Here is a 22,369-nt window from a genome sequence, read left to right on the forward strand (position 1 = left end):
AGGAATCAAGCCGTGAGCGACGTCCGTAACGTGATCATCATCGGCTCCGGGCCCGCCGGCTACACGGCCGCGCTGTACACCGCGCGCGCGTCGCTGAAGCCCTTGGTGTTCGAGGGCGCCGTCACCGCTGGTGGTGCGCTGATGAACACCACCGAGGTGGAGAACTTTCCGGGCTTCCGCGACGGCATCATGGGTCCCGAACTCATGGACAACATGCGCGCTCAGGCCGAGCGGTTCGGCGCCGAGCTGATTCCGGACGACATCGTCTCCGTCGACCTGGCCGGTGAGATCAAGACCGTCACCGACACCGCGGGTACGGTCCACCAGGCGAAGGCCGTCATCGTCACCACCGGTTCCCAGCACCGCAAGCTGGGTCTGCCGAACGAGGACGCGCTCTCGGGCCGCGGTGTCTCCTGGTGTGCCACCTGTGACGGCTTCTTCTTCAAGGACCAGGACATCGCCGTGATCGGCGGCGGTGACACCGCGATGGAGGAGGCCACCTTCCTCTCGCGGTTCGCCAAGTCCGTGACCGTCGTCCACCGCCGGGACACGCTGCGGGCCTCCAAGGCGATGCAGGAGCGTGCCTTCGGCGACCCGAAGATCAAGTTCGTCTGGGACAGCGAGGTCGCCGAGGTCCAGGGCGAGCAGAAGCTGTCCGGCCTGAAGCTGCGCAACGTCAAGACCAGCGAGCTGTCCGACCTGCCCGTGACCGGCCTGTTCATCGCGATCGGCCACGACCCCCGCACCGAGCTGTTCAAGGGCCAGCTGGACCTGGACGAGGAGGGCTACCTGAAGGTCGACTCTCCGTCCACGCGCACCAACGTGACGGGTGTCTTCGGCGCCGGTGACGTGGTCGACCACACCTACCGCCAGGCGATCACCGCGGCCGGCACCGGCTGCTCCGCCGCTCTGGACGCCGAGCGCTTCCTCGCCGCTCTCGCGGACGAGGACAAGGCGGAGCCCGAGAAGACCGCCGCCGTCTGACCTTCCTTCTCTCCCCGCCCCACCACACGATCAAGACTAGGAGCCCGCAGTGGCCGGCACCCTGAAGAATGTGACCGACGATACCTTCGAGCAGGACGTCCTTAAGAGCGACAAGCCCGTCCTGGTGGACTTCTGGGCCGCCTGGTGCGGCCCGTGCCGCCAGATCGCTCCGTCGCTGGAGGCGATCGCGGCCGAGTACGGCGACAAGATCGAGATCGTCAAGCTCAACATCGACGAGAACCCGGGCACGGCCGCCAAGTACGGCGTCATGTCCATCCCGACCCTGAACGTCTACCAGGCCGGTGAGGTCGCCAAGACCATCGTCGGCGCCAAGCCCAAGGCCGCGATCGTCCGCGACCTGGAAGAGTTCATCGCCGAGTAAGGCGTAGAGCCAAGCGGTGTCGTCGCCGGGCGGCGGCGCATGTTTCACGTGAAACACGAATGGGCCAACCCCTTGGGGTTGGCCCATTCGCTTGTGGCACTCGGCTGCCGCCGGCCCGGCGACCGCTACAGCGGTCTCAGTGCCGGCTCTTTCTGAACTGCTCCCAGGAGCCGGTCGAGCGCCATCTCCACGTCTTCCTTCCAGGAGAGCGTCGACCGCAGCTCCAACCGCAATCGGGGATACGTCGGATGCTGTCGGACCGTCTTGAAGCCCACGGCCAGAAGATGATCGGCGGGCAGCAGACAGGCGGGTTCCTTCCAGCGGGCGTCTCCGAAGACCTCGACCGCCTTGAAGCCCCGGCGCAGCAGATCCTTGGCGACCGTCTGCACCAGCACCCGGCCCAGCCCCTGCCCCTGATAGCCGGGCATGATGAAGGCCGTCATCAGCTGTACGGCGTCCGGTGACACCGGGCTCGTCGGAAAGGCCGTCGAGCGCGGGACATAGGCCGGCGGTGCGTAGAGCACGAACCCCACCGGGACATCATCGACGTACGCCACACGGCCGCACGACCCCCAGTCCAGCAGGACGGCAGAGATCCAGGACTCCTTCTCCAGCGCGGACCTGCCGGCCTTCACCGCCGCTTCGCCGCTGACGGGGTCCAGCTCCCAGAAGACGCACGCCCGACAGCGCTGGGGGAGGTCCTGAAGGTTGTCCAGCGTGAGCGGCACGAGCCGACGCCCCATGAAGGCTGTTCCTCGCTTCCTTCGCCCGCCGCATCGCGAGCGGCTGTCAGAGCGCTGCGTTCCCTGAGCAGGCTGCCGACGAATCCGCCGACCGCTCCAAGGCTCAGACCCGCGCTCACCAGTCCGGTGCGGCTCATCGATCGCATGGCCCGACTCCCCACTCAGAGATGCAGATGCTGTCCGGTGGATGTGCCATACCTGATCGCATCGTATCCACGATGCGATTCACTCGATACCGCCTCAAAGCAAAGAGCGGGCCGTGTTTCGGTGCACACCGGACACGGCCCGCTCCTCGGTACAACTGGGCGGTACCGCCTGAGGATCAGTCGTCCGTCTCTTCCGACTCGTCTTCCCTCGACGCCTTCTGGAGAGCCAGTCGCTCGCCGGGGGCGAGCGTGCTGAGGATCCGCTCCAGGTCGTCCGGGGAGGCGAACTCGACGGTGATCTTGCCCTTCTTCTGGCCCAGCTCGACCTTCACCCGCGTCTCGAAGCGGTCCGAGAGCCGGGTGGCAAGCTCGTTCAGCGCCGGGGAGGGCACGGAACCAGCCCGGGGGCCTTTCGAGCGCGAGGACCTCTGAGGCCGCGAGCCCATCAGCGTCACGATCTCTTCCACTGTCCGCACCGACAGCCCCTCGGCCACGATGCGGTGCGCCAGCCGGTCCTGCTCCTCCGAGTCCTCCACGGACAGCAGCGCCCGGGCATGGCCGGCCGAGAGCACTCCGGCGGCCACCCGCTTCTGGACGGTAGGCGAGAGCTTGAGCAGACGCAGGGTGTTGGAGACCTGCGGGCGGGAACGCCCGATCCGGTCGGCCAACTGGTCATGTGTGCAGTTGAAGTCCTTCAGCAGCTGATCGTAGGCGGCGGCCTCTTCGATCGGGTTCAGCTGCGCGCGGTGCAGGTTCTCCAGCAGCGCGTCCAGAAGGAGCTTCTCGTCCTCGGTGGCCCGGACGATAGCCGGGATGGCCTCCAGGCCGGCCTCGCGGCAGGCCCTCCAGCGCCGCTCGCCCATGATCAGCTCATAGCGGGCGGGTCCCAGCTGCCGCACCACCACGGGCTGCAGAAGACCGACCTCCTGGATGGAGGTCACCAGCTCCTGAAGAGCGTCCTCGTCGAAGACCTCACGCGGCTGACGCGGGTTGGGTGTGATGGCGTCGAGGGGGATCTCAGCGAAGTGGGCGCCTACCGGAGACGCGGACGCCTCCACGACCGGGGTCGCCGGCAGCACCTCGGCTTCCTGCGAAACGGGCGGCAGGGTGGCCACCTTTGCCGCAGCCACACCACGGTCGGTCGTCAGCACCGGCACGGCCGCGGGGGAGGTGGGGGCTCCGCCCCCCATCGCCGTCGAAGCCGGCGTCTTCTCGGTCGGTGCAGCGGGGATCAGCGCGCCGAGTCCACGGCCCAGCCCCCTCCGTCGCTCACTCACTGGATCCCCTCCACCATGCTCGGGTCGTTCTGGACGCCGATATGGGCCTGGCTCGCGTCATAGCTGATACCGATGCCCCTCAGCGCGATTTCTCGGGCAGCCTCAAGGTAGGAGAGCGCGCCACTCGAACCTGGATCGTAAGTCAGCACCGTCTGCCCGTAGCTCGGCGCCTCGGAGATACGGACCGAGCGGGGAATGCTGGTCCGCAGCACCTCGTCACCGAAGTGGGTGCGCACCTCTTCCGCGACCTGCGAGGCAAGACGCGTCCGGCCGTCGTACATGGTGAGCAGAATGGTCGACACATGCAGCGTGGGGTTGAGGTGCCCCCTCACCAGGTCCACGTTGCGCAGCAGCTGTCCCAGCCCCTCCAGCGCGTAGTACTCGCACTGGATCGGGATGAGGACCTCCTGACCCGCGACCAACGCGTTGACCGTCAACAGGCCGAGCGAGGGCGGGCAGTCGATGAGGATGTAGTCCAACGGCTGCTCGTATGCCTGGATCGCGCGCTGCAGCCGGCTCTCCCGGGCCACGAGCGACACCAGCTCGATCTCCGCACCGGCGAGATCGATGGTGGCGGGCGCACAGAAGAGGCCCTCGACATCGGGCACGGGCTGGACGACCTCGGCGAGCGGCTTACTCTCCACCAACACGTCATAGATGGAGGGGACTTCGGCGTGATGGTCGATCCCCAGAGCCGTGGATGCGTTGCCCTGCGGGTCGAGGTCGATCACCAGGACGCGGCCGCCGTGCAGAGCCAGCGAAGCGGCAAGGTTGACGGTCGTCGTCGTCTTGCCCACGCCACCCTTCTGGTTGGCGACCACGATGAGCCGGGTCTGCTCCGGTCGTGGCAGGCCTTCGCCGGCGCGACCGAGAGCCTCCACCGCCAGTTGGGCAGCACGACCGATGGGAGTGTCGTCCATCGGGGGCGGTGTTTCACGTGAAACATCCGCCCCCATCGACTCGGTACGGGGACCGGGGACCGGATCGGTCATCGGTCCCGCGATGTTGGCGTCGGACCGCACGGATTCACTCTCCTCGACTTCAGGCTCGCAATGAACAGAGCCTCCCATGTCTTCGGGGTCGTGAACCAGTGAGGCCTGGTCTTCTGTGGAGAAATCCACCTCTGTGGACAACTCTGTGACTCGAGAAGGGGCCGGATTGCTCTGGGGAACGGTGCCCTCTCCTAGTGATCCGAGAGGCTTCCGGTCGCGAGGTTCGGCAGCAGCGCGGCCGCGACTGATGATGCCGTGCAGCAGTGAGCGACGTTTCACGTGAAACACGATGCACAGCGGCGGCGACCGAAACCTCGCGACACTCCGTCCTGCGTAGGTTTGGCAGCTTGTGTGGAGTACGTCTCGCCGTCAGGACGGATCAGCACGGATGATGAAGACGTCTTGCCGGGCGCCGGACCCACTCAGCGACGCCTGCGTGCCCGCCCCGTCCGGGCTGCCTTCGCCCGCTTGGCCGCGAAGCGCACACCGCCCGGGCTCTCCCCGACCTCGACCCGGACGACGGTGGACATCGGATCCACCACGCCCTGACCCACATGCAGGATGGACGTCTCCACCGCACCGAGCTTGCTGAGCGCGGTGGCCGCGGCCTTCAGCTCCTCCTCGGCTGTGTCGCCCTTGAGCGCGAGCATCTCACCGTAGGGGCGCAGCAGCGGAATGCCCCAGGCGGCCAGACGGTCCAGCGGGGCCACGGCCCGGGCGGTCACCACATGGACGGGCGGCAGCTTGCCCAGGACCTCCTCGGCGCGGCCGCGGACCACGGTGACATGGTCCAGTCCCAGCAGCTCGACGACCTCGGTGAGGAAGTTGGTGCGCCGCAGCAGGGGCTCCAGCAGAGTGATGTTCAGGTCCTCCCGGACCAGGGCCAGCGGAATGCCCGGCAGCCCGGCTCCGGAGCCCACATCGCAGACCGTCACTCCCTCAGGGACCGCCTCGGAGAGCACCGCGCAGTTGAGCAGGTGCCGCTCCCAGAGGCGGGGCACCTCCCGCGGCCCGATCAGGCCACGCTGCACGCCCGCCTCGGCGAGCAGCTCCGCGTAGCGGACCGCATCGGCGAAGCGCTCACCAAACACTTCCCGAGCCTCTTCGGGCGCGGGGGGAAGCTCCGCTGCCTCCGTCACGGGGGACCGTCCTTCCGTACAGCGCCGGCGCTTCGCGCACCGGCCACCAGAACTATCAGGCTGACAAAGTTCGGCCCCGTCTGCTCAACAGACGGGGCCGGTGGAACGTGTGGGGTTCCGATCAGGCGGGAAGCACGACGACGAAGCGCTGCGGCTCCTCGCCCTCGGACTCACTGCGCAGCCCCGCGGTCTTGACCGCGTCGTGCACGACCTTGCGTTCGAAGGGGGTCATCGGCTTGAGCTTCACCGGCTCGCCGGTGCTCTTCACCTCGGCGGCGGCCTTGGCGCCCAGCTCGGACAGCTCGGCCCGCTTCTTGGCCCGGTAACCCGCGACGTCCAGCATGAGCCGGCTGCGGTCGCCGGTCTCCCGGTGCACGGCCAGACGCGTCAGCTCCTGCAGCGCCTCCAGCACCTCGCCGTCCCGGCCGACCAGCTTCTGCAGGTCGCGGCTGCCGGTGTCGCTGATGATCGACACGGAGGCGCGGTCGGCCTCGACGTCCATGTCGATGTCGCCGTCGAGGTCGGCGATGTCCAGCAGACCCTCCAGGTAGTCCGCCGCAATCTCACCCTCCTGCTCCAGGCGGGTGAGGGTGTCTGCACCCTCGGCAGCGGCGGAGGTGGTGCCTTCCGTCACGGGATGGGCTCCTTCTTACTTCTTGGACGGGGACTTGGGCCGCTGCGGGCCACCCTTGCGCTGGCCGGACTGGGCCTTGCTACGGGTGCCGGAGCCGGGCTTCTGCGGCTGCTGGGCAGCGGCGGGCTTGGCGTCCTGCGGCTCGTCGGACTTCTCCAGAGAAGGGGAGTCGCCCGCCTGCTTGGGCCCGCCGGACTGACGCTGAGACTTGGACTGGCGCTTGGGCTGCTGGCGCCGGGCCGCGGCGGTGGCCGTCGCGGTGGTCGCGCCGTCCTCGGTCTGCGCCGTGGCCTGGGCCGTGCTCTGCACCACACTGCCGTCGGCCTGGGCAGCCAGGCCGGCCTTGTTCAGGGAGTTGATGAACTTGCGCTCGGACTCGTTGCGGTCGCGGCCCTTGGCGACGATCGCCTTGACGATGGTCTTCTCACTCCGGCGACGGATCTTGCCGTGGTGCGTGACGTGCTTGGTCAGACGCTCCAGGTAGGCGGCCTGGGCCTTGGAACCCGGGGTGGGGTTGTTGTGGATGACGTACATCTGCTGGCCCATGGTCCACACGTTGGTGGTCAGCCAGTAGATGAGGACACCGACCGGGAAGTTGATGCCGAAGACGGCGAACATGATGGGGAAGACGTACATCAGCATCTTCTGCTGCTGCATGAACGGCGTCTTCACCGTGGTGTCGACGTTCTTCGTCATCAGCTGGCGCTGCGTGTAGAACTGCGACGCCGACATCAGGACGATCATGACCACGGTCACGACGCGGACGTCGGTGACCGAGGCGCCCAGCGCTTCGATCGTGCTGGAGCTGTCCTTGAACTTCGCGGCGAGCGGAGCCCCGAAGATGTGCGCCTTACGGGCGCTCTCCAGCAGCGACTCGTTGATGACGCCGATCGTGTCGCCGGACGCGATGCCGTTGAGCACGTGGTACAGGGCGAAGAAGAACGGGGACTGCGCCAGGATGGGAAGGCACGAGGAGAGCGGGTTGGTACCCGACTCCTTGTACAGCTTCATCATCTCTTCGGACTGACGCTGCTTGTCGTTCTTGTAACGCTCCTGGATCTTCTTCATCTCGGGCTGGAGCGTCTGCATGGCCCGGGTCGCCTTGATCTGCTTCACGAAGAGCGGGATCAGGCAGATGCGGATCAGGATCACCAGGGACACGATGGACAGGCCCCAGGCCCACCCGGTGTCAGGGCCGAAGATGGCGCCGTACACGGTGTGGAACTGGACGATGACCCATGAAACGGGTGTCGTGATGAAGCTGAAGAGGCTGGCAATCGTGTCCACTAATCATGCTCCTTGGGCATGGGACGAGGTCTCTGCGGCCGGGCTCGGAGGAAGCTCGGAAGAGAGCTTCTCTTCGGTGGCCGGTTCGGCGGCGGAGGGCCCGCCCCTGCGTGCGCGCCAAGCGTTACGCAGCATTTCGTGCCACCGCGGGCGCTTGCGCGGCGGAACATGGTCCACACCGCCTAGCGACCACGGATTACACCGGAGGATGCGCCAGGCGGTGAGCGCCGTTCCCTTGATCGCACCGTGCCGGTCGATGGCCGTGTAGCCGTAGTGGGAGCACGACGGGTAGTACTTGCACACCGGCCCGAGCAGCGGACTGATCGTCCACTGGTACAGCTTGATCAGAGCCAGTAGTGGGTACTTCATCGCGCGCCCCCTCCCAGCAGCCGCTGAACGGCGGCATCCAGGTCTCGGGCCAGCTGTGCGTGGTCTGCGTCGCCCGATCCGGGCAGCGCTCGTACGACTACCAGGCTACCGGGGGGAAACAGGGCGACTCGGTCACGCATCAGATGACGCAGTCTGCGCTTCACTTTGTTGCGCACGACCGCACCACCCACAGCCTTGCTCACGACGAAACCCGCACGCGTCGGGGGAGCGCTCTCCCCTGGCGCGTGCGGGTCCGTGGCACCGCTACGAAGGTGGACGACGAGGGTCGGACGGCCTGCCCGACGACCTCGTCGTACCGCGGTCGCGAAGTCCTCGCGCCGCCTCAGCCGGTTCTCGGTGGGCAGCACGACGTCATGACCTGATCGGGATCAGGCGGACAGGCGGGCGCGACCCTTGGTACGGCGGGACGCGAGAATCGCGCGGCCGGCACGGGTCCGCATACGCAGCCGGAAGCCGTGGGTCTTCGCGCGACGACGGTTGTTCGGCTGGAAAGTGCGCTTGCTCACTCGGGGGCTCCAGAAAGAATCGATGGTTGGCGGGGTGCCGTCCTGGCTGTCACCGTGCGCCCACGAGTAGCTCGCGTCACGCCCGAGTGCACCGCTTCCCGATCACCTGAAGTGACCTGTGCCCATCGGAGGCAGGCGGCAGCAGCCATCGACAACTCGACCTGGTTACGGTACGCGGGGCTGCGCCATCCGGTCAAACCGGGGGGCATCGAGGGACACTGTCCACAGGCTGGGGACAACAACTTGAACCGTACCCGCCGCGCTGACTACCGTGGCTGGACTCCGATTCGTTCCCTTGTCCCCCGCACGAGCGGGATTGCCCCCCGCCCACCACCTGGATTCCATCCCAACCCGTCCCACAACCACACGTTCGTGGGACCTGCGAGAGAGCGTGCCCTGTGGCTGACGTACCTGCCGATCTTGCCGCAGTGTGGCCACGAGTACTCGAGCAGCTCCTCGGTGAGGGCCGCGGACAAGGCGTCGAGGCGAAGGACGAACACTGGATCCGTCGCTGCCAGCCGCTGGCGCTGGTCGCGGACACCGCCCTGCTCGCCGTACCGAACGAGTTTGCGAAGGGTGTCCTCGAGGGCCGTCTCGCTCCGATCGTCAGCGAGACCCTGAGCCGCGAGTGCGGTCGGCCCATCCGCATCGCCATCACCGTGGACGACTCCGCCGGCGAGCCGCCGGCCCCGGCGGCCCCCCCCGCGCAGCAGGCGCCCAAGCCGCGCTACGAGGAGCCGGAGCTGCCTTCCGGCCCGTACGAGGGCTACGGCCGGCACCGCGCCCCGGAGCAGCTGCCGGGCGGTGAGCCCCAGCCGCGCGGCGACCAGCTCCCCACGGCCCGCCCCGCGTACCCCTCCGAGTACCAGCGCCCCGAGCCCGGCGCCTGGCCGCGCCCGGCGCAGGACGAGTACGGCTGGCAGCAGCCGCGGCTCGGCTTCCCGGAGCGCGACCCGTACGCGTCGCCGTCGTCCCAGGACTCCTACGGCTCCGGGCACGACTCCTACGGCTCGCCGTCCCAGGACTACCGCCCGCAGAGCATGGACCGCCCGCCGTACGAGCAGCAGCGCGGCGAGTACGACAGCCCGCGCGCGGACTACGAGTCCCCCCGCCCGGACTACGACCCGGGGCGCTCCGAGTACGAGGCGGGCCGGACCGAGTACGACCAGCGCGACCCGGTCCGCCGCGAGCGGCCCGACCAGCCGGCGGGCGGCGGCCCGGCGCACCGCGGTGGGCACGGCCGCCCGGACGTGCCTCCGGCCGGTGCCCCCGGTCCGTCGGCCGCGCAGCCCGCCCCGGCGAGCGGTCCCGGCGAGCCGACGGCCCGTCTGAACCCGAAGTACCTCTTCGACACGTTCGTCATCGGCGCCTCCAACCGCTTCGCGCACGCGGCCGCGGTGGCCGTCGCCGAGGCGCCCGCGAAGGCGTACAACCCCCTGTTCATCTACGGGGAGTCGGGGCTCGGGAAGACGCACCTGCTGCACGCCATCGGGCACTACGCGCGCAGCCTCTACCCGGGCACGCGCGTGCGGTACGTCAGCTCGGAGGAGTTCACCAACGAGTTCATCAACTCCATCCGCGACGGCAAGGGCGACAGCTTCCGCAAGCGCTACCGCGAGATGGACATCCTGCTCGTCGACGACATCCAGTTCCTCGCGGACAAGGAGTCGACGCAGGAGGAGTTCTTCCACACCTTCAACACGCTCCACAACGCCAACAAGCAGATCGTGCTCTCCAGCGACCGGCCGCCCAAGCAGCTGGTCACGCTGGAGGACCGGTTGCGGAACCGTTTCGAGTGGGGCCTGATCACCGACGTCCAGCCGCCCGAGCTGGAGACGCGCATCGCGATCCTGCGCAAGAAGGCGGTGCAGGAGCAGCTGAACGCGCCGCCGGAGGTGCTGGAGTTCATCGCCTCCCGGATCTCTCGGAACATCCGTGAGCTGGAGGGTGCGCTGATCCGGGTGACGGCGTTCGCCTCGCTCAACCGGCAGCCGGTCGACCTGGGCCTGACCGAGATCGTCCTGAAGGACCTGATCCCCGGCGGCGAGGACAGCGCCCCCGAGATCACCGCGACGGCGATCATGGCGGCCACCGCGGACTACTTCGGGCTGACGGTGGAGGACCTGTGCGGCACCTCGCGCGGGCGGGCGCTGGTCACCGCCCGGCAGATCGCCATGTACCTGTGCCGTGAACTGACCGACCTGTCCCTGCCGAAGATCGGCGCGCAGTTCGGCGGCCGCGACCACACGACCGTCATGCACGCCGACCGCAAGATCCGCGCGCTGATGGCCGAGCGGCGCTCGATCTACAACCAGGTGACCGAGCTGACGAACCGCATCAAGAACGGCTGACGCCGGCCGCACGAGAGAGCCGAAGGGCGCCCTGGGGATCGGATCCCGAGGGCGCCCTTCGGCTTCCCGACGTCCCGGCGTCCCCGCTTGCCGGCGTCCCCGCTTGCCGGCGTCCCCGCTTGCCGGCGTCCCGGCTTGCGGGCGTCCCGGCTTGTGGGCTTCCCGGAGGCCCGCGGAGCCGCGCTCGCGCTCACGGAGAGGTGCCGGGAGGGCGCCCACAGCTGTGGGGAAGGGGCCCCGGGACGGCTTCCGCGGCCGTTCGGAAGGGCTCGCGCGGGCTGTGCGGTGTTTCCCGTTCGGCACCGAGTGTTCGATTACGTGCCTGGTTACGGCCACTCTCCACAGATTCGGTGACTTTCTGCCGTCCACATGCTGGGGACTGCGGAGTTGTCCCGAACTGCATCCACAGGGAGGCTGTTCATACGACATCCGCCCAGCTCAAGTGCCTGTGGAATCGTGGACGAACGATCTCCACAGACTGTGGACAAAGCGGAGATCCACAGGCTGTGCACAAAGTTGTCCACCGGCGGCCCACAGGCTGGGCGCGGTTGTCCCCAGCGATCTCCGGCTTCTCCACATGGCTGTCCACTGTTCGGCAACCCGACGCACTCGCTCACCGCGTCGAGTGAAAGGCGTCACACGAAGGTGCCGGGTTGGGGTGTGGGAAACGTGGGTAAACCTGGGGACGCAGCTGGGGAGAACTGCCCTCGGGCTGTGGGCGGTGTGTGCAGAACTTTCTGTTCTCCACAGACACCCCTGGTTGTCCACCGCCTCCGCCCACAGGGCCAGTGGATAAAATTTCGGCTCTGAGCTGGGAAAACGTGGTTATCCACGGTATCCACAGGCCCTACTACTACTCCCGACTAGAGAGAGCTGGGAATCCGTTTCGAAGCGGGGCCTGTGCACAACTCGTCGTCTCGAGCCCGGCTGCCCCTCGGAGCGACTTGACCCCGACAGGCACCTGCTGTCAGCGCGGTGCGTCAGACTGGTCCCCGGTGTCCTTCCCTCCGCAGTGGGCGGTGACACCGAGTCGGAGGACTCAGTAGCAACAGCAGGAGGCGGCTTACGGTGAAGATCCGGGTGGAACGCGACGTACTCGCGGAGGCAGTGGCGTGGGCTGCACGCAGCCTCCCGGCCCGTCCGCCGGCGCCTGTCCTCGCCGGCCTGCTGCTGAAGGCCGAGGACGGCCAGCTGAGCCTGTCGAGCTTCGACTACGAGGTCTCCGCGAAGGTGAGCGTCGAGGCCGAGGTCGAGGAGGAGGGCACGGTGCTGGTCTCCGGCCGCCTGCTCGCCGACATCTCCCGCGCTCTCCCCAACCGGCCGGTGGAGATTTCCACAGACGGTGTACGGGCGACCGTGGTCTGCGGCTCCTCGCGCTTCACCCTCCACACCCTGCCTGTGGAGGAGTACCCGGCGCTGCCGCAGATGCCGAGCGCGACGGGCACCGTGCCCGGCGAGGTCTTCGCCGCCGCCGTCTCCCAGGTGGCCATCGCGGCCGGCCGTGACGACACGCTCCCCGTGCTCACCGGTGTGCGCATCGAGATCGAGGGCGACACGGTCACCCTGGCCTCCACCGACCGCTACCGCTTCGCGGTCCGCGAGTTCCTGTGGAAGCCGGAGAACCCGGACGCCTCCGCGGTCGCCCTGGTCCCCGCCAAGACGCTGCTGGACACCGCCAAGTCCCTCGGGGCCGGGGACAGCGTCACGCTGGCGCTGTCCGGCTCGGGCGCGGGCGAGGGCCTGATCGGCTTCGAGGGCGCGGGCCGCCGTACGACCACGCGGCTGCTCGAGGGCGACCTGCCGAAGTACCGCACGCTGTTCCCGACCGAGTTCAACTCCGTCGCCGTGATCGAGACGGCGCCCTTCGTGGAGGCCGTCAAGCGTGTGGCGCTGGTGGCCGAGCGGAACACTCCGGTGCGGCTGAGCTTCGAGCAGGGCGTGCTGATCCTGGAGGCCGGCTCCAGCGACGACGCACAGGCTGTGGAAAGGGTCGACGCCCAGCTGGAGGGCGACGACATCTCGATCGCCTTCAACCCGACGTTCCTTCTGGACGGTCTGAGCGCGATCGACTCTCCGGTGGCCCAGCTGTCGTTCACGACGTCCACGAAGCCGGCGCTGCTCAGCGGGAAGCCGGCGCTGGATGCCGAGGCGGACGACGCGTACAAGTACCTGATCATGCCGGTGCGCCTCAGCGGCTGACGTTGTCCACAGCTGTGCACAGTGCCGGGTGTCCCCTGTGGGTGCCCGGCACTGTGGTCCCGCAGCTACGGCGACGCGAAGTCGCAGGTCAGGTGGGTCTCGCATGAGCGCGTATGCCCACAGCTGTGCGTGAAGGTCCGGGTCTAGGCTCACCTCGGCACGCAGGTGCCTCACACGCCACACAGCGACCTTAAGGAACACCACTGATGGAGCTCGGTCTCGTCGGCCTCGGCAAGATGGGCGGCAACATGCGCGAGCGGATCCGCCGCGCGGGCCACACCGTCATCGGATACGACCGCAACGCGGACCTCGCCGATGTCCACAGCCTGGAAGAGCTTGTGGGCAAGCTCAGCGGCCCGCGCGTGGTCTGGGTGATGGTCCCGGCCGGTGAGGCCACCCAGTCGACCATCGACCAGCTCGCCGAGCTGCTGGAGCCCGGCGACGTGGTCGTGGACGGCGGGAACTCCCGCTGGACGGACGACGAGAAGCACGCCGAGGAGCTGGCCGCCAAGGGCATAGGCTTCGTCGACTGCGGTGTCTCCGGCGGCGTCTGGGGCCTGGAGAACGGGTACGCGCTGATGTACGGCGGCGACGCCGAGAACGTCGCCAAGGTGCAGCCGGTCTTCGACGCGCTGAAGCCGGAGGGCGACTTCGGCGCGGTGCACGCCGGCAAGGTCGGCGCGGGCCACTTCGCGAAGATGGTCCACAACGGCATCGAGTACGCGATGATGCAGGCTTACGCCGAGGGCTGGGAGCTGCTGGAGAAGGTCGACTCCGTGGAGAACGTCCGCGAGGTCTTCCGCTCCTGGCAGGAGGGCACGGTCATCCGCTCCTGGCTGCTCGACCTCGCGGTCAACGCCCTCGACGAGGACGAGCACCTCGCCGGCCTGCGCGGTTATGCACAGGACTCCGGTGAGGGACGCTGGACTGTGGAAGCCGCCATCGACAACGCGGTGCCGCTGCCGGCGATCACCGCGTCGCTGTTCGCGCGGTTCGCCTCCCGCCAGGAGGACTCGCCGCAGATGAAGATGATCGCCGCGCTGCGCAACCAGTTCGGCGGCCACGCCGTAGAGAAGAAGTAGTCCGCGGATCCACCCGGATCCACAACGATCCACAGGGTCGCTCTCGCGATCCACATGCCATCACCACTCTGGGGGAGGTCGGCGGAACGACCATGCACGTCACGCATCTTTCGCTGGCCGACTTCCGCTCGTACGCCCGGGCCGAGGTCCCGCTCGACCCGGGCGTCACCGCCTTCGTCGGCCCCAACGGCCAGGGCAAGACCAACCTGGTCGAGGCCGTCGGCTACCTGGCGACCCTGAGCAGCCACCGGGTCGCCTCCGACGCCCCGCTGGTGCGCATGGGCGCCGACCGGGCGGTCGTCCGGGCGCAGGTGCGGCAGGGCGAGCGGCAGCAGCTGGTCGAGCTGGAGCTGAACCCCGGCAAGGCCAACCGCGCCCGCATCAACCGGTCCTCGCAGGTCCGGCCCAGGGACGTGCTGGGCATCGTACGGACCGTGCTGTTCGCGCCCGAGGACCTCGCGCTGGTCAAGGGGGACCCCGGTGAGCGGCGGCGGTTCCTGGACGAGCTGATCACCGCGCGCTCCCCGCGCATGGCGGGTGTGCGTTCCGACTACGAGCGGGTGCTCAAGCAGCGCAACACGCTCCTGAAGACGGCAGCGCTGGCCCGCCGGCACGGCGGCCGGTCCATGGACCTGTCCACCCTCGACGTGTGGGACCAGCACCTCGCGCACGCGGGTGCCGAGCTGCTCGCGCAGCGGCTGGACCTGATCGCCGCGCTGCAACCGCTGGCCGACAAGGCGTACGAGCAGCTGGCTCCGGGCGGCGGACCCCTCGCGCTGGAGTACAAGCCGTCCGCGCCCGGCGAGGCGCACGCGCGCGAGGACCTCTACGCCCAGCTGATGGCGGCGCTGGCTCAGGCGCGCAAGCAGGAGATCGAGCGGGGCGTCACGCTCGTGGGGCCGCACCGGGACGACCTGGTCCTCAAACTCGGTCAGCTGCCCGCCAAGGGCTACGCCTCGCACGGCGAGTCCTGGTCCTACGCCCTCGCGTTGCGCCTGGCCTCGTACGACCTGCTGCGGGCCGAGGGCAACGAGCCGGTGCTGATCCTGGACGACGTCTTCGCCGAGTTGGACGCCCGCCGCCGCGAGCGGCTGGCCGAGCTGGTCGCGCCCGGCGAGCAGGTGCTGGTCACCGCCGCTGTGGACGACGACGTCCCGCATGTGCTGGCCGGCGCCCGGTACGCGGTGGCCGACGGGACGGTGGAACGCGTATGAGCACCGAAGAGCCCGCCCGGGACAGGAGGGAACGCTCCGGCAAGAAGGAGCCCGCCGACAGGCGGGAACCCTCCGGCGTCGACCTCGCGCGCGTGGCGTTGCGCGCGGCGAAGGAACAGGCACGTGCGCGTGGGGACGCGGCGCGGCAGAAGAAGCAGGCGCGGCGGGGCGGCGGACTGCGTTCCGGTGCCCGCGCCGACGGCCGGGATCCGATGGCGCTGGGCGCCGCGATCAACCGGCTGATCAACGAACGCGGCTGGGAGACCCCGGCGGCGGTCGGCGGGGTGATGGGGCGCTGGCCGCAGATCGTCGGCGAGGACCTGGCCAAGCACTGTGTGCCGCAGCGGTACGACGAGGACGAGCGCGTGCTCACCGTGCAGTGCGACTCGACGGCCTGGGCGACCCAGCTGCGCGTGCTCGCCCCCACGCTGGTGGCCCGGCTCAACGAGGACCTCGGGCACGGCACGGTACGGATGATCAAGGTGCTCAATCCGGGCGGACCGGCCCGCCGCTACGGCCCTCTGCGGGCCCCGGGGAGCAGCGGTCCCGGCGATACGTACGGGTGACGTACCTCACGTCCCGGGCTTGCTCCGGGGTGCCGTCACGCCTTCGTCCACAGTTGTGGATCGCCGCCTGACCGGCGCCGGATCGCCATCTGACCCCCCAGTAGCCAAGGGTTGACGGCTCAAAGCGCTGAGTGCCGCTGTGAGCCCCTCGGAGCCCCCATCCGTATATCGGGACCCGGCCGAGACCGGTTGAGGGCGGCACATGGGGACTCAGGTACCGGCAAACCCCCATCGATGTCAGCGCTACCGGTAGACTGGAAGCCAATCCCGCCCCAACGTGGGGACCGCCCGGGAAAAGCTGAGCAACGCTGATCAAGGCTTACCAACGCAACATGCCGCAGCCGCTCCGGCAACCTGCCGACGAGCCCGGCTCGTGCTGTGCCAGAAAGGGCGCTTCGTGGCCGATTCCGGCAACCCCAACGAGAACATCCCGTCCACCGACGCCGGCGTGAACGGCGAGGCCGTAGCCTCCGCCTCCTACGACGCCAGCGCCATCACCGTGCTCGAAGGGCTGGACGCGGTCCGCAAGCGGCCCGGCATGTACATCGGTTCCACCGGCGAGCGCGGTCTGCACCACCTGGTGTACGAGGTCGTCGACAACTCGGTCGACGAGGCGCTGGCCGGCCACGCGGACACCATCGACGTGACGATCCTCGCCGACGGCGGGGTGCGCGTCGTCGACAACGGCCGTGGCATCCCGGTGGGCATCGTGCCCTCCGAGGGCAAGCCGGCCGTCGAGGTCGTGCTGACCGTGCTGCACGCGGGCGGCAAGTTCGGCGGCGGCGGCTACGCGGTCTCCGGTGGTCTGCACGGCGTCGGCGTCTCGGTGGTGAACGCCCTGTCGTCCAAGGTCTCCGTCGAGGTCAGGACGGACGGCCACCGCTGGACGCAGGACTACAAGATGGGCGTCCCGACGGCCCCGCTGGCCCAGCACGAGGCCACGGAGGAGACCGGCACGTCGGTCACCTTCTGGGCCGACCCGGAGATCTTCGAGACCACCGAGTACTCCTTCGAGACGCTGTCGCGGCGTTTCCAGGAGATGGCGTTCCTCAACAAGGGCCTGACGATCAAGCTCACCGACGAGCGCGAGTCGGCGAAGGCCACCGCCGGGGCGGACGAGGCGGGTGCGGACGAGAAGGACGAGGTCAAGACCGTCACGTACCACTACGAGGGCGGCATCGTCGACTTCGTGAAGTACCTCAACTCCCGTAAGGGAGACGCGGTGCACCCCACGGTCATCGACCTGGAGGCCGAGGACAAGGACAAGAGCCTGTCCCTCGAGGTCGCCATGCAGTGGAACAGCGGCTACAGCGAGGGCGTGTACTCCTTCGCGAACATCATCCACACCCACGAGGGCGGTACCCACGAAGAGGGCTTCCGCGCCGCGCTGACCTCGCTGATCAACAAGTACGCACGCGACAAGAAGCTGCTGCGCGAGAAGGACGACAACCTCACCGGTGACGACATCCGCGAGGGTCTGACCGCGATCATCTCGGTCAAGCTGAGCGAGCCGCAGTTCGAGGGCCAGACGAAGACCAAGCTGGGCAACACGGAGGCCAAGACCTTCGTGCAGAAGGCGGTCTACGAGCACCTCAACGACTGGCTGGACCGCAACCCGGTCGAGGCGGCGGACATCATCCGCAAGGGCATCCAGGCGGCCACCGCGCGCGTGGCGGCCCGCAAGGCCCGCGACCTGACCCGCCGCAAGGGCCTGCTGGAGTCGGCGTCCCTGCCGGGCAAGCTGTCCGACTGCCAGTCGAACGACCCGACCAAGTGCGAGATCTTCATCGTCGAGGGTGACTCCGCCGGCGGCTCGGCCAAGTCCGGCCGGAACCCGCAGTTCCAGGCGATCCTCCCGATCCGCGGCAAGATCCTCAACGTCGAGAAGGCCAGGATCGACAAGATCCTGCAGAACCAGGAGATCCAGGCGCTGATCTCCGCCTTCGGCACCGGTGTGCACGAGGACTTCGACATCGAGAAGCTCCGCTATCACAAGATCATCCTGATGGCGGACGCCGACGTCGACGGCCAGCACATCAACACCCTGCTGCTGACCTTCCTGTTCCGCTTCATGCGGCCGCTGGTCGAGGCCGGACACGTGTTCCTGTCCCGTCCGCCGCTGTACAAGATCAAGTGGGGCCGGGACGACACCGAGTACGCGTACTCCGACCGCGAGCGTGACGCGCTGATCGAGATGGGCCGGCAGCGCGGCAAGCGCATCCGCGAGGACTCGATCCAGCGCTTCAAGGGTCTCGGCGAGATGAACGCCGAGGAGCTGCGCGTGACCACGATGGACCAGGAGCACCGGGTCCTCGGCCAGGTCACCCTCGACGACGCCGCCCAGGCCGACGACCTGTTCTCGGTCCTCATGGGCGAGGACGTCGAGGCCCGCCGCGCGTTCATCCAGCGCAACGCCAAGGACGTCCGCTTCCTCGACATCTGAGTCGGTCTCAGCTGACCGCACCAGGAAGGATCTTCACCAGCAATGGCCGACGAGAACACTCCCGTCACCCCCGAAGAGGGCGGCGAACTCGCGATGCGCATCGAGCCCGTCGGGCTCGAGACGGAGATGCAGCGTTCGTACCTCGACTACGCGATGTCCGTCATCGTCTCCCGTGCGCTTCCCGACGTCCGGGACGGTCTCAAGCCCGTCCACCGCCGGGTGCTGTACGCGATGTACGACGGCGGCTACCGCCCCGAGCGCGGCTTCTACAAGTGCGCCCGTGTCGTCGGTGACGTCATGGGTAACTACCACCCCCACGGCGACTCCTCGATCTACGACGCCCTGGTGCGCCTCGCCCAGCCGTGGTCGATGCGGATGCCGCTGGTGGACTCCAACGGCAACTTCGGCTCCCCGGGCAACGACCCCGCGGCGGCCATGCGCTACACCGAGTGCAAGATGGCGCCGCTGTCGATGGAGATGGTCCGCGACATCGACGAGGAGACCGTCGACTTCACGGACAACTACGACGGCCGCTCCCAGGAGCCGACCGTCCTGCCGTCCCGCTTCCCGAACCTGCTGATCAACGGCTCGGCCGGTATCGCGGTCGGCATGGCGACCAACATCCCCTCGCACAACCTGCGCGAGGTCGCGTCCGGCGCCCAGTGGTACCTGGAGAACCCGGAGGCGTCGCACGAGGAGCTGCTGGACGCGCTGATCGAGCGCATCAAGGGCCCGGACTTCCCGACCGGCGCCCTGGTGGTGGGCCGCAAGGGCATCGAGGAGGCCTACCGCACCGGCCGTGGCTCCATCACCATGCGCGCGGTCGTCGAGGTCGAGGAGATCCAGAACCGCCAGTGCCTGGTGGTCACGGAGCTGCCGTACCAGGTGAACCCGGACAACCTGGCGCAGAAGATCGCCGACCTGGTGAAGGACGGCAAGATCGGCGGCATCGCGGACGTCCGCGACGAGACGTCGTCCCGTACGGGCCAGCGCCTGGTGATCGTCCTCAAGCGGGACGCGGTCGCCAAGGTCGTCCTGAACAACCTGTACAAGCACACCGACCTGCAGACGAACTTCGGCGCCAACATGCTGGCGCTGGTCGACGGCGTGCCGCGCACCCTGTCGCTGGACGCGTTCATCCGCCACTGGGTGACGCACCAGATCGAGGTCGTCGTCCGCCGGACGCGGTTCCGGCTGCGCAAGGCCGAGGAGCGCGCCCACATCCTGCGCGGTCTGCTGAAGGCCCTGGACGCCATCGACGAGGTCATCGCGCTGATCCGGCGCAGTGACACCGTCGAGATCGCGCGCGGGGGCCTGATGGGCCTCCTGGAGATCGACGAGATCCAGGCCAACGCGATCCTCGAGATGCAGCTGCGGCGCCTCGCCGCCCTGGAGCGGCAGAAGATCGTCCAGGAGCACGACGAACTCCAGGCGAAGATCAACGAGTACAACGAGATCCTCGCCTCGCCGGTCCGCCAGCGCGGGATCGTCAGCGAGGAGCTGGCCGCGATCGTCGAGAAGTACGGCGACGACCGCCAGACCAAGCTGATCCCGTACGAGGGCGACATGTCCATCGAGGACCTGATCGCCGAGGAGGACATCGTCGTCACCGTCTCGCGCGGCGGCTACGTCAAGCGGACGAAGACGGACGACTACCGGGCGCAGAAGCGCGGCGGCAAGGGTGTCCGGGGTACGAAGCTGAAGGAAGACGACATCGTCGACCACTTCTTCGTCTCCACCACGCACCACTGGCTGCTGTTCTTCACCAACAAGGGCCGGGTGTACCGGGCGAAGGCGTACGAGCTGCCCGAGGCCGGCCGGGAGGCACGCGGCCAGCACGTGGCGAACCTGCTCGCCTTCCAGCCGGACGAGGCGATCGCCGAGATCCTCGCGATCCGTGACTACGAGGCGGCGCCGTACCTGGTCCTGGCGACCAAGTCCGGCCTGGTGAAGAAGACGCCTCTGAAGGATTACGATTCGCCCCGCTCCGGCGGTGTCATCGCGATCAACCTGCGCGAGCGGGAGGACGGTTCCGACGACGAACTGATCGGTGCCGAACTCGTCTCGGCCGACGACGATCTCCTTCTGGTCAGCAAGAAGGCACAGTCGATCCGGTTCACCGCCTCGGACGACACCCTGCGCCCGATGGGCCGCGCCACCTCGGGCGTCAAGGGGATGAGTTTCCGGGAGAGCGACGAGCTTCTCTCGATGAATGTTGTTCGACCCGGTACGTTCGTGTTCACTGCGACGGACGGTGGGTACGCGAAGCGGACCGCCGTCGACGAGTACCGCGTCCAGGGTCGCGGCGGCCTCGGCATCAAGGCCGCCAAGATCGTGGAGGACCGCGGCTCGCTCGTCGGCGCGCTGATTGTCGAGGAGAACGACGAGATCCTCGCCATCACCCTGTCCGGCGGTGTGATTCGTACGCGAGTCAACGAGGTCAGGGAGACGGGCCGTGACACCATGGGCGTCCAACTGATCAACCTGGGCAAGCGCGATGCCGTGGTCGGTATCGCACGTAACGCCGAGGCGGGGCGCGAGGCGGAGGAGGTCGACGGCGAGGACGTCGTCGACGAGACCGTCGAGGGTGCCGCGACCACCGGCACGGACGAGGGTGAGGCGCCCTCGGCCGAGTAGCACGAGGAGAGAGTCATCGTGAGCGGAGCCACGGGCGCCGGATCGGCCGGTACCTCCAGGGGTACGGAAACGGACGGCGGCGGCCGTGGCTCCGCCGCGCGTGCGGGGGCCGCGAACGACCCGCACACGACCAATCTGAAGCCGGTGAAGGCTTCCGTGACGGACTCTGCCGGCACGCAGGAATCCCAGGGGGCAACTGTGACGGACACCCGAGGCCCGGCCGCGGCCGGAGAGGCGCACGCGGGGTCCCCGCTTCCCGGGGAGCGGCGCACGGATCAGCCCGGCGGGCCCTACCACCCGCCGCAGGCCTACCCGGCCCAGGCTCCCGCCGGCGGCGTACGCCTGCCGCGCACCGGCGCGCGCACCGCGCCGCGCACCCGCAAGGCCCGGCTGCGGGTGGCCAAGGCCGACCCGTGGTCGGTGATGAAGGTCAGCTTCCTGCTCTCCATCGCGCTCGGCATCTGCACGATCGTCGCCTCGGCGGTGCTGTGGATGGTCATGGACGCGATGGGTGTCTTCTCGACGGTCGGCGGCACGATCTCCGAGGCGACCGGCTCCAACGAGGCGAACGGCTTCGACCTGCAGGCGTTCCTGTCGCTCCCCCACGTCCTGATGTTCGCGACGATCATCTCGGTCATCGACGTGGTCCTGGCCACGGCGCTCGCGACCCTCGGCGCCTTCATCTACAACCTCTCCGCGGGCTTCGTGGGCGGCGTCGAGCTGACCCTGGCGGAGGACGAGTGACCGCTCGCGGTGCCCTGACCTGACGGTCCCCCGACAACCGATTTTGGGACTGACGTGGTCGTGCGCTAATCTTCAGGAGTCAGCGCGCGGGACACACACCGCAGAGCGCGGCGGGGCTATAGCTCAGTTGGTTAGAGCGCATCCCTGATAAGGATGAGGCCACAGGTTCAAATCCTGTTAGCCCCACCAGTACGAAGACCCCCGGTCCACTCAGGACCGGGGGTCTTCGGCATCCACGGCTGCTGACATCAGCCCATCATTCCCCTTCAGCCAGGCGACGACCCCGAGCAGGGCCCGCTTGTCGGCCGGGGGCGGCGCGGGCGCCTCGGACCTTCTCCAGTTCGCGTTCGGCGATGTCCTGGAGGCGTTGGCCGGGGGCGGCGCGGCGGTCAGCGAGATCGGCCTGGCGGATCTCGGGGGCCTGGCGCACTTCGGCGGCTCGGGAGAAGGAGAGGCCGAGTCCCTTCGCGATCTCGCTGATGGTGCGCCCGGAGCGGCCGAGGATCTCGGCGATCCCGTTGCGGCCCTTGCTCTCGGCGTGCAGCTCGCGGACGCGTCGGCGGTCCTCCTCGGTGACCGGCCGGGCCTTGCCCAGGGCGGTCACCCCCTGGGCATGACGAAGGCCCGCACGATGGCGGGCCTCCGGAAGCTTC

Annotated in this window: 20 protein-coding genes and 1 tRNA gene; 11 read left to right on the forward strand and 10 right to left on the reverse strand. The window is 68.5% G+C overall.

The annotated features are described in order from the left end of the window. Positions 1 to 12 precede the first annotated feature (12 nt). Together trxB and trxA are read left to right on the forward strand one after the other, a co-directional pair. Entirely contained in the window at positions 13 to 984 is a 972-nt protein-coding gene (trxB, locus tag ACZ5CW_RS28475) for a thioredoxin-disulfide reductase (protein WP_468606228.1), read from the forward strand. 49 nt (positions 985 to 1,033) lie between these two features. Beyond that, a complete protein-coding gene (gene trxA / locus ACZ5CW_RS28480; RefSeq protein WP_393739944.1) occupies positions 1,034 to 1,366 on the forward strand; it encodes a thioredoxin in 333 nt (110 codons plus the stop codon). Positions 1,367 to 1,491: 125 nt separating this feature from the next. Here trxA and ACZ5CW_RS28485 read toward each other — a convergent pair whose 3' ends face one another. From ACZ5CW_RS28485 to rpmH, 9 genes are all read right to left on the reverse strand, one after another. Further along, the gene (locus ACZ5CW_RS28485) at positions 1,492 to 2,109 is read right to left on the reverse strand and encodes a GNAT family N-acetyltransferase (RefSeq protein WP_468606231.1); all 618 of its coding nucleotides are present in this window, start codon (positions 2,107 to 2,109) and stop codon (positions 1,492 to 1,494) included. Positions 2,110 to 2,431: 322 nt separating this feature from the next. After that, positions 2,432 to 3,532, reverse strand: coding sequence for a ParB/RepB/Spo0J family partition protein (locus ACZ5CW_RS28490; protein ID WP_468606233.1), 1,101 nt, complete (start codon positions 3,530 to 3,532; stop codon positions 2,432 to 2,434). Then, on the reverse strand, positions 3,529 to 4,602 hold the full coding sequence (locus ACZ5CW_RS28495; RefSeq protein ID WP_468606306.1) for a ParA family protein: 1,074 nt from the start codon (positions 4,600 to 4,602) through the stop codon (positions 3,529 to 3,531). Before ACZ5CW_RS28495 ends, ACZ5CW_RS28490 begins: the two co-directional genes overlap by 4 nt. Positions 4,603 to 4,946: 344 nt before the next feature. Then, positions 4,947 to 5,663, reverse strand: a complete 717-nt coding sequence (gene rsmG / locus ACZ5CW_RS28500) for a 16S rRNA (guanine(527)-N(7))-methyltransferase RsmG (RefSeq protein WP_468606235.1) — start codon at positions 5,661 to 5,663, stop codon at positions 4,947 to 4,949. 121 nt (positions 5,664 to 5,784) lie between these two features. Then, positions 5,785 to 6,297, reverse strand: coding sequence for a Jag family protein (locus ACZ5CW_RS28505; protein ID WP_468606237.1), 513 nt, complete (start codon positions 6,295 to 6,297; stop codon positions 5,785 to 5,787). 15 nt (positions 6,298 to 6,312) lie between these two features. Next, positions 6,313 to 7,584: a membrane protein insertase YidC gene (yidC, locus tag ACZ5CW_RS28510; protein WP_468606239.1), complete on the reverse strand. Its 1,272-nt coding sequence runs from the start codon at positions 7,582 to 7,584 to the stop codon at positions 6,313 to 6,315. A gap of 3 nt (positions 7,585 to 7,587) precedes the next feature. After that, positions 7,588 to 7,953 (reverse strand): membrane protein insertion efficiency factor YidD, encoded by a 366-nt coding sequence (yidD, locus tag ACZ5CW_RS28515; protein ID WP_468606241.1) that lies wholly within the window; start codon positions 7,951 to 7,953, stop codon positions 7,588 to 7,590. Next, positions 7,950 to 8,321, reverse strand: a complete 372-nt coding sequence (rnpA, locus tag ACZ5CW_RS28520; protein WP_079173071.1) for a ribonuclease P protein component — start codon at positions 8,319 to 8,321, stop codon at positions 7,950 to 7,952. The genes yidD and rnpA overlap by 4 nt, the downstream gene beginning before the upstream one ends. A 21-nt stretch (positions 8,322 to 8,342) precedes the next feature. Continuing rightward, positions 8,343 to 8,480 (reverse strand): 50S ribosomal protein L34, encoded by a 138-nt coding sequence (gene rpmH, locus ACZ5CW_RS28525; protein ID WP_008746848.1) that lies wholly within the window; start codon positions 8,478 to 8,480, stop codon positions 8,343 to 8,345. 398 nt (positions 8,481 to 8,878) lie between these two features. Between rpmH and dnaA the strand changes: the two genes are divergently transcribed. The 9 genes from dnaA to ACZ5CW_RS28570 all read left to right on the forward strand — a co-directional run bounded on the left by dnaA (position 8,879) and on the right by ACZ5CW_RS28570 (position 21,905). Further along, positions 8,879 to 10,831 carry a chromosomal replication initiator protein DnaA gene (gene dnaA / locus ACZ5CW_RS28530; RefSeq protein ID WP_468606244.1) on the forward strand — a complete coding sequence of 651 codons (1,953 nt, stop codon included), beginning with the start codon at positions 8,879 to 8,881 and terminating at the stop codon, positions 10,829 to 10,831. A gap of 1,068 nt (positions 10,832 to 11,899) precedes the next feature. Further along, a complete protein-coding gene (gene dnaN, locus ACZ5CW_RS28535; protein WP_468606246.1) occupies positions 11,900 to 13,030 on the forward strand; it encodes a DNA polymerase III subunit beta in 1,131 nt (376 codons plus the stop codon). A gap of 206 nt (positions 13,031 to 13,236) precedes the next feature. Further along, positions 13,237 to 14,112 (forward strand): phosphogluconate dehydrogenase (NAD(+)-dependent, decarboxylating), encoded by an 876-nt coding sequence (gene gnd, locus ACZ5CW_RS28540; RefSeq protein ID WP_468606247.1) that lies wholly within the window; start codon positions 13,237 to 13,239, stop codon positions 14,110 to 14,112. A gap of 92 nt (positions 14,113 to 14,204) precedes the next feature. Further along, a complete protein-coding gene (recF, locus tag ACZ5CW_RS28545) occupies positions 14,205 to 15,326 on the forward strand; it encodes a DNA replication/repair protein RecF (RefSeq protein ID WP_468606249.1) in 1,122 nt (373 codons plus the stop codon). Then, positions 15,323 to 15,892, forward strand: coding sequence for a DciA family protein (locus ACZ5CW_RS28550; protein ID WP_468606251.1), 570 nt, complete (start codon positions 15,323 to 15,325; stop codon positions 15,890 to 15,892). The genes recF and ACZ5CW_RS28550 overlap by 4 nt, the downstream gene beginning before the upstream one ends. Before the next feature lie 373 nt (positions 15,893 to 16,265). After that, positions 16,266 to 18,335 (forward strand): DNA topoisomerase (ATP-hydrolyzing) subunit B, encoded by a 2,070-nt coding sequence (gene gyrB, locus ACZ5CW_RS28555; protein ID WP_468606253.1) that lies wholly within the window; start codon positions 16,266 to 16,268, stop codon positions 18,333 to 18,335. Positions 18,336 to 18,377: 42 nt separating this feature from the next. Further along, a complete protein-coding gene (gene gyrA, locus ACZ5CW_RS28560) occupies positions 18,378 to 20,972 on the forward strand; it encodes a DNA gyrase subunit A (RefSeq protein ID WP_468606255.1) in 2,595 nt (864 codons plus the stop codon). Positions 20,973 to 20,990: 18 nt separating this feature from the next. Further along, entirely contained in the window at positions 20,991 to 21,716 is a 726-nt protein-coding gene (locus tag ACZ5CW_RS28565; protein ID WP_468606257.1) for a DUF3566 domain-containing protein, read from the forward strand. A gap of 112 nt (positions 21,717 to 21,828) precedes the next feature. Beyond that, positions 21,829 to 21,905: transfer RNA gene (locus ACZ5CW_RS28570), tRNA-Ile, on the forward strand. A gap of 67 nt (positions 21,906 to 21,972) precedes the next feature. On the opposite strand, the gene ACZ5CW_RS28575 is transcribed toward ACZ5CW_RS28570, so the two are convergent. After that, positions 21,973 to 22,320 (reverse strand): hypothetical protein, encoded by a 348-nt coding sequence (locus tag ACZ5CW_RS28575; protein WP_468606259.1) that lies wholly within the window; start codon positions 22,318 to 22,320, stop codon positions 21,973 to 21,975. Between the last annotated feature and the right edge of the window lie 49 nt (positions 22,321 to 22,369).

This window comes from Streptomyces sp. NPDC031379, from assembly GCF_055569615.1.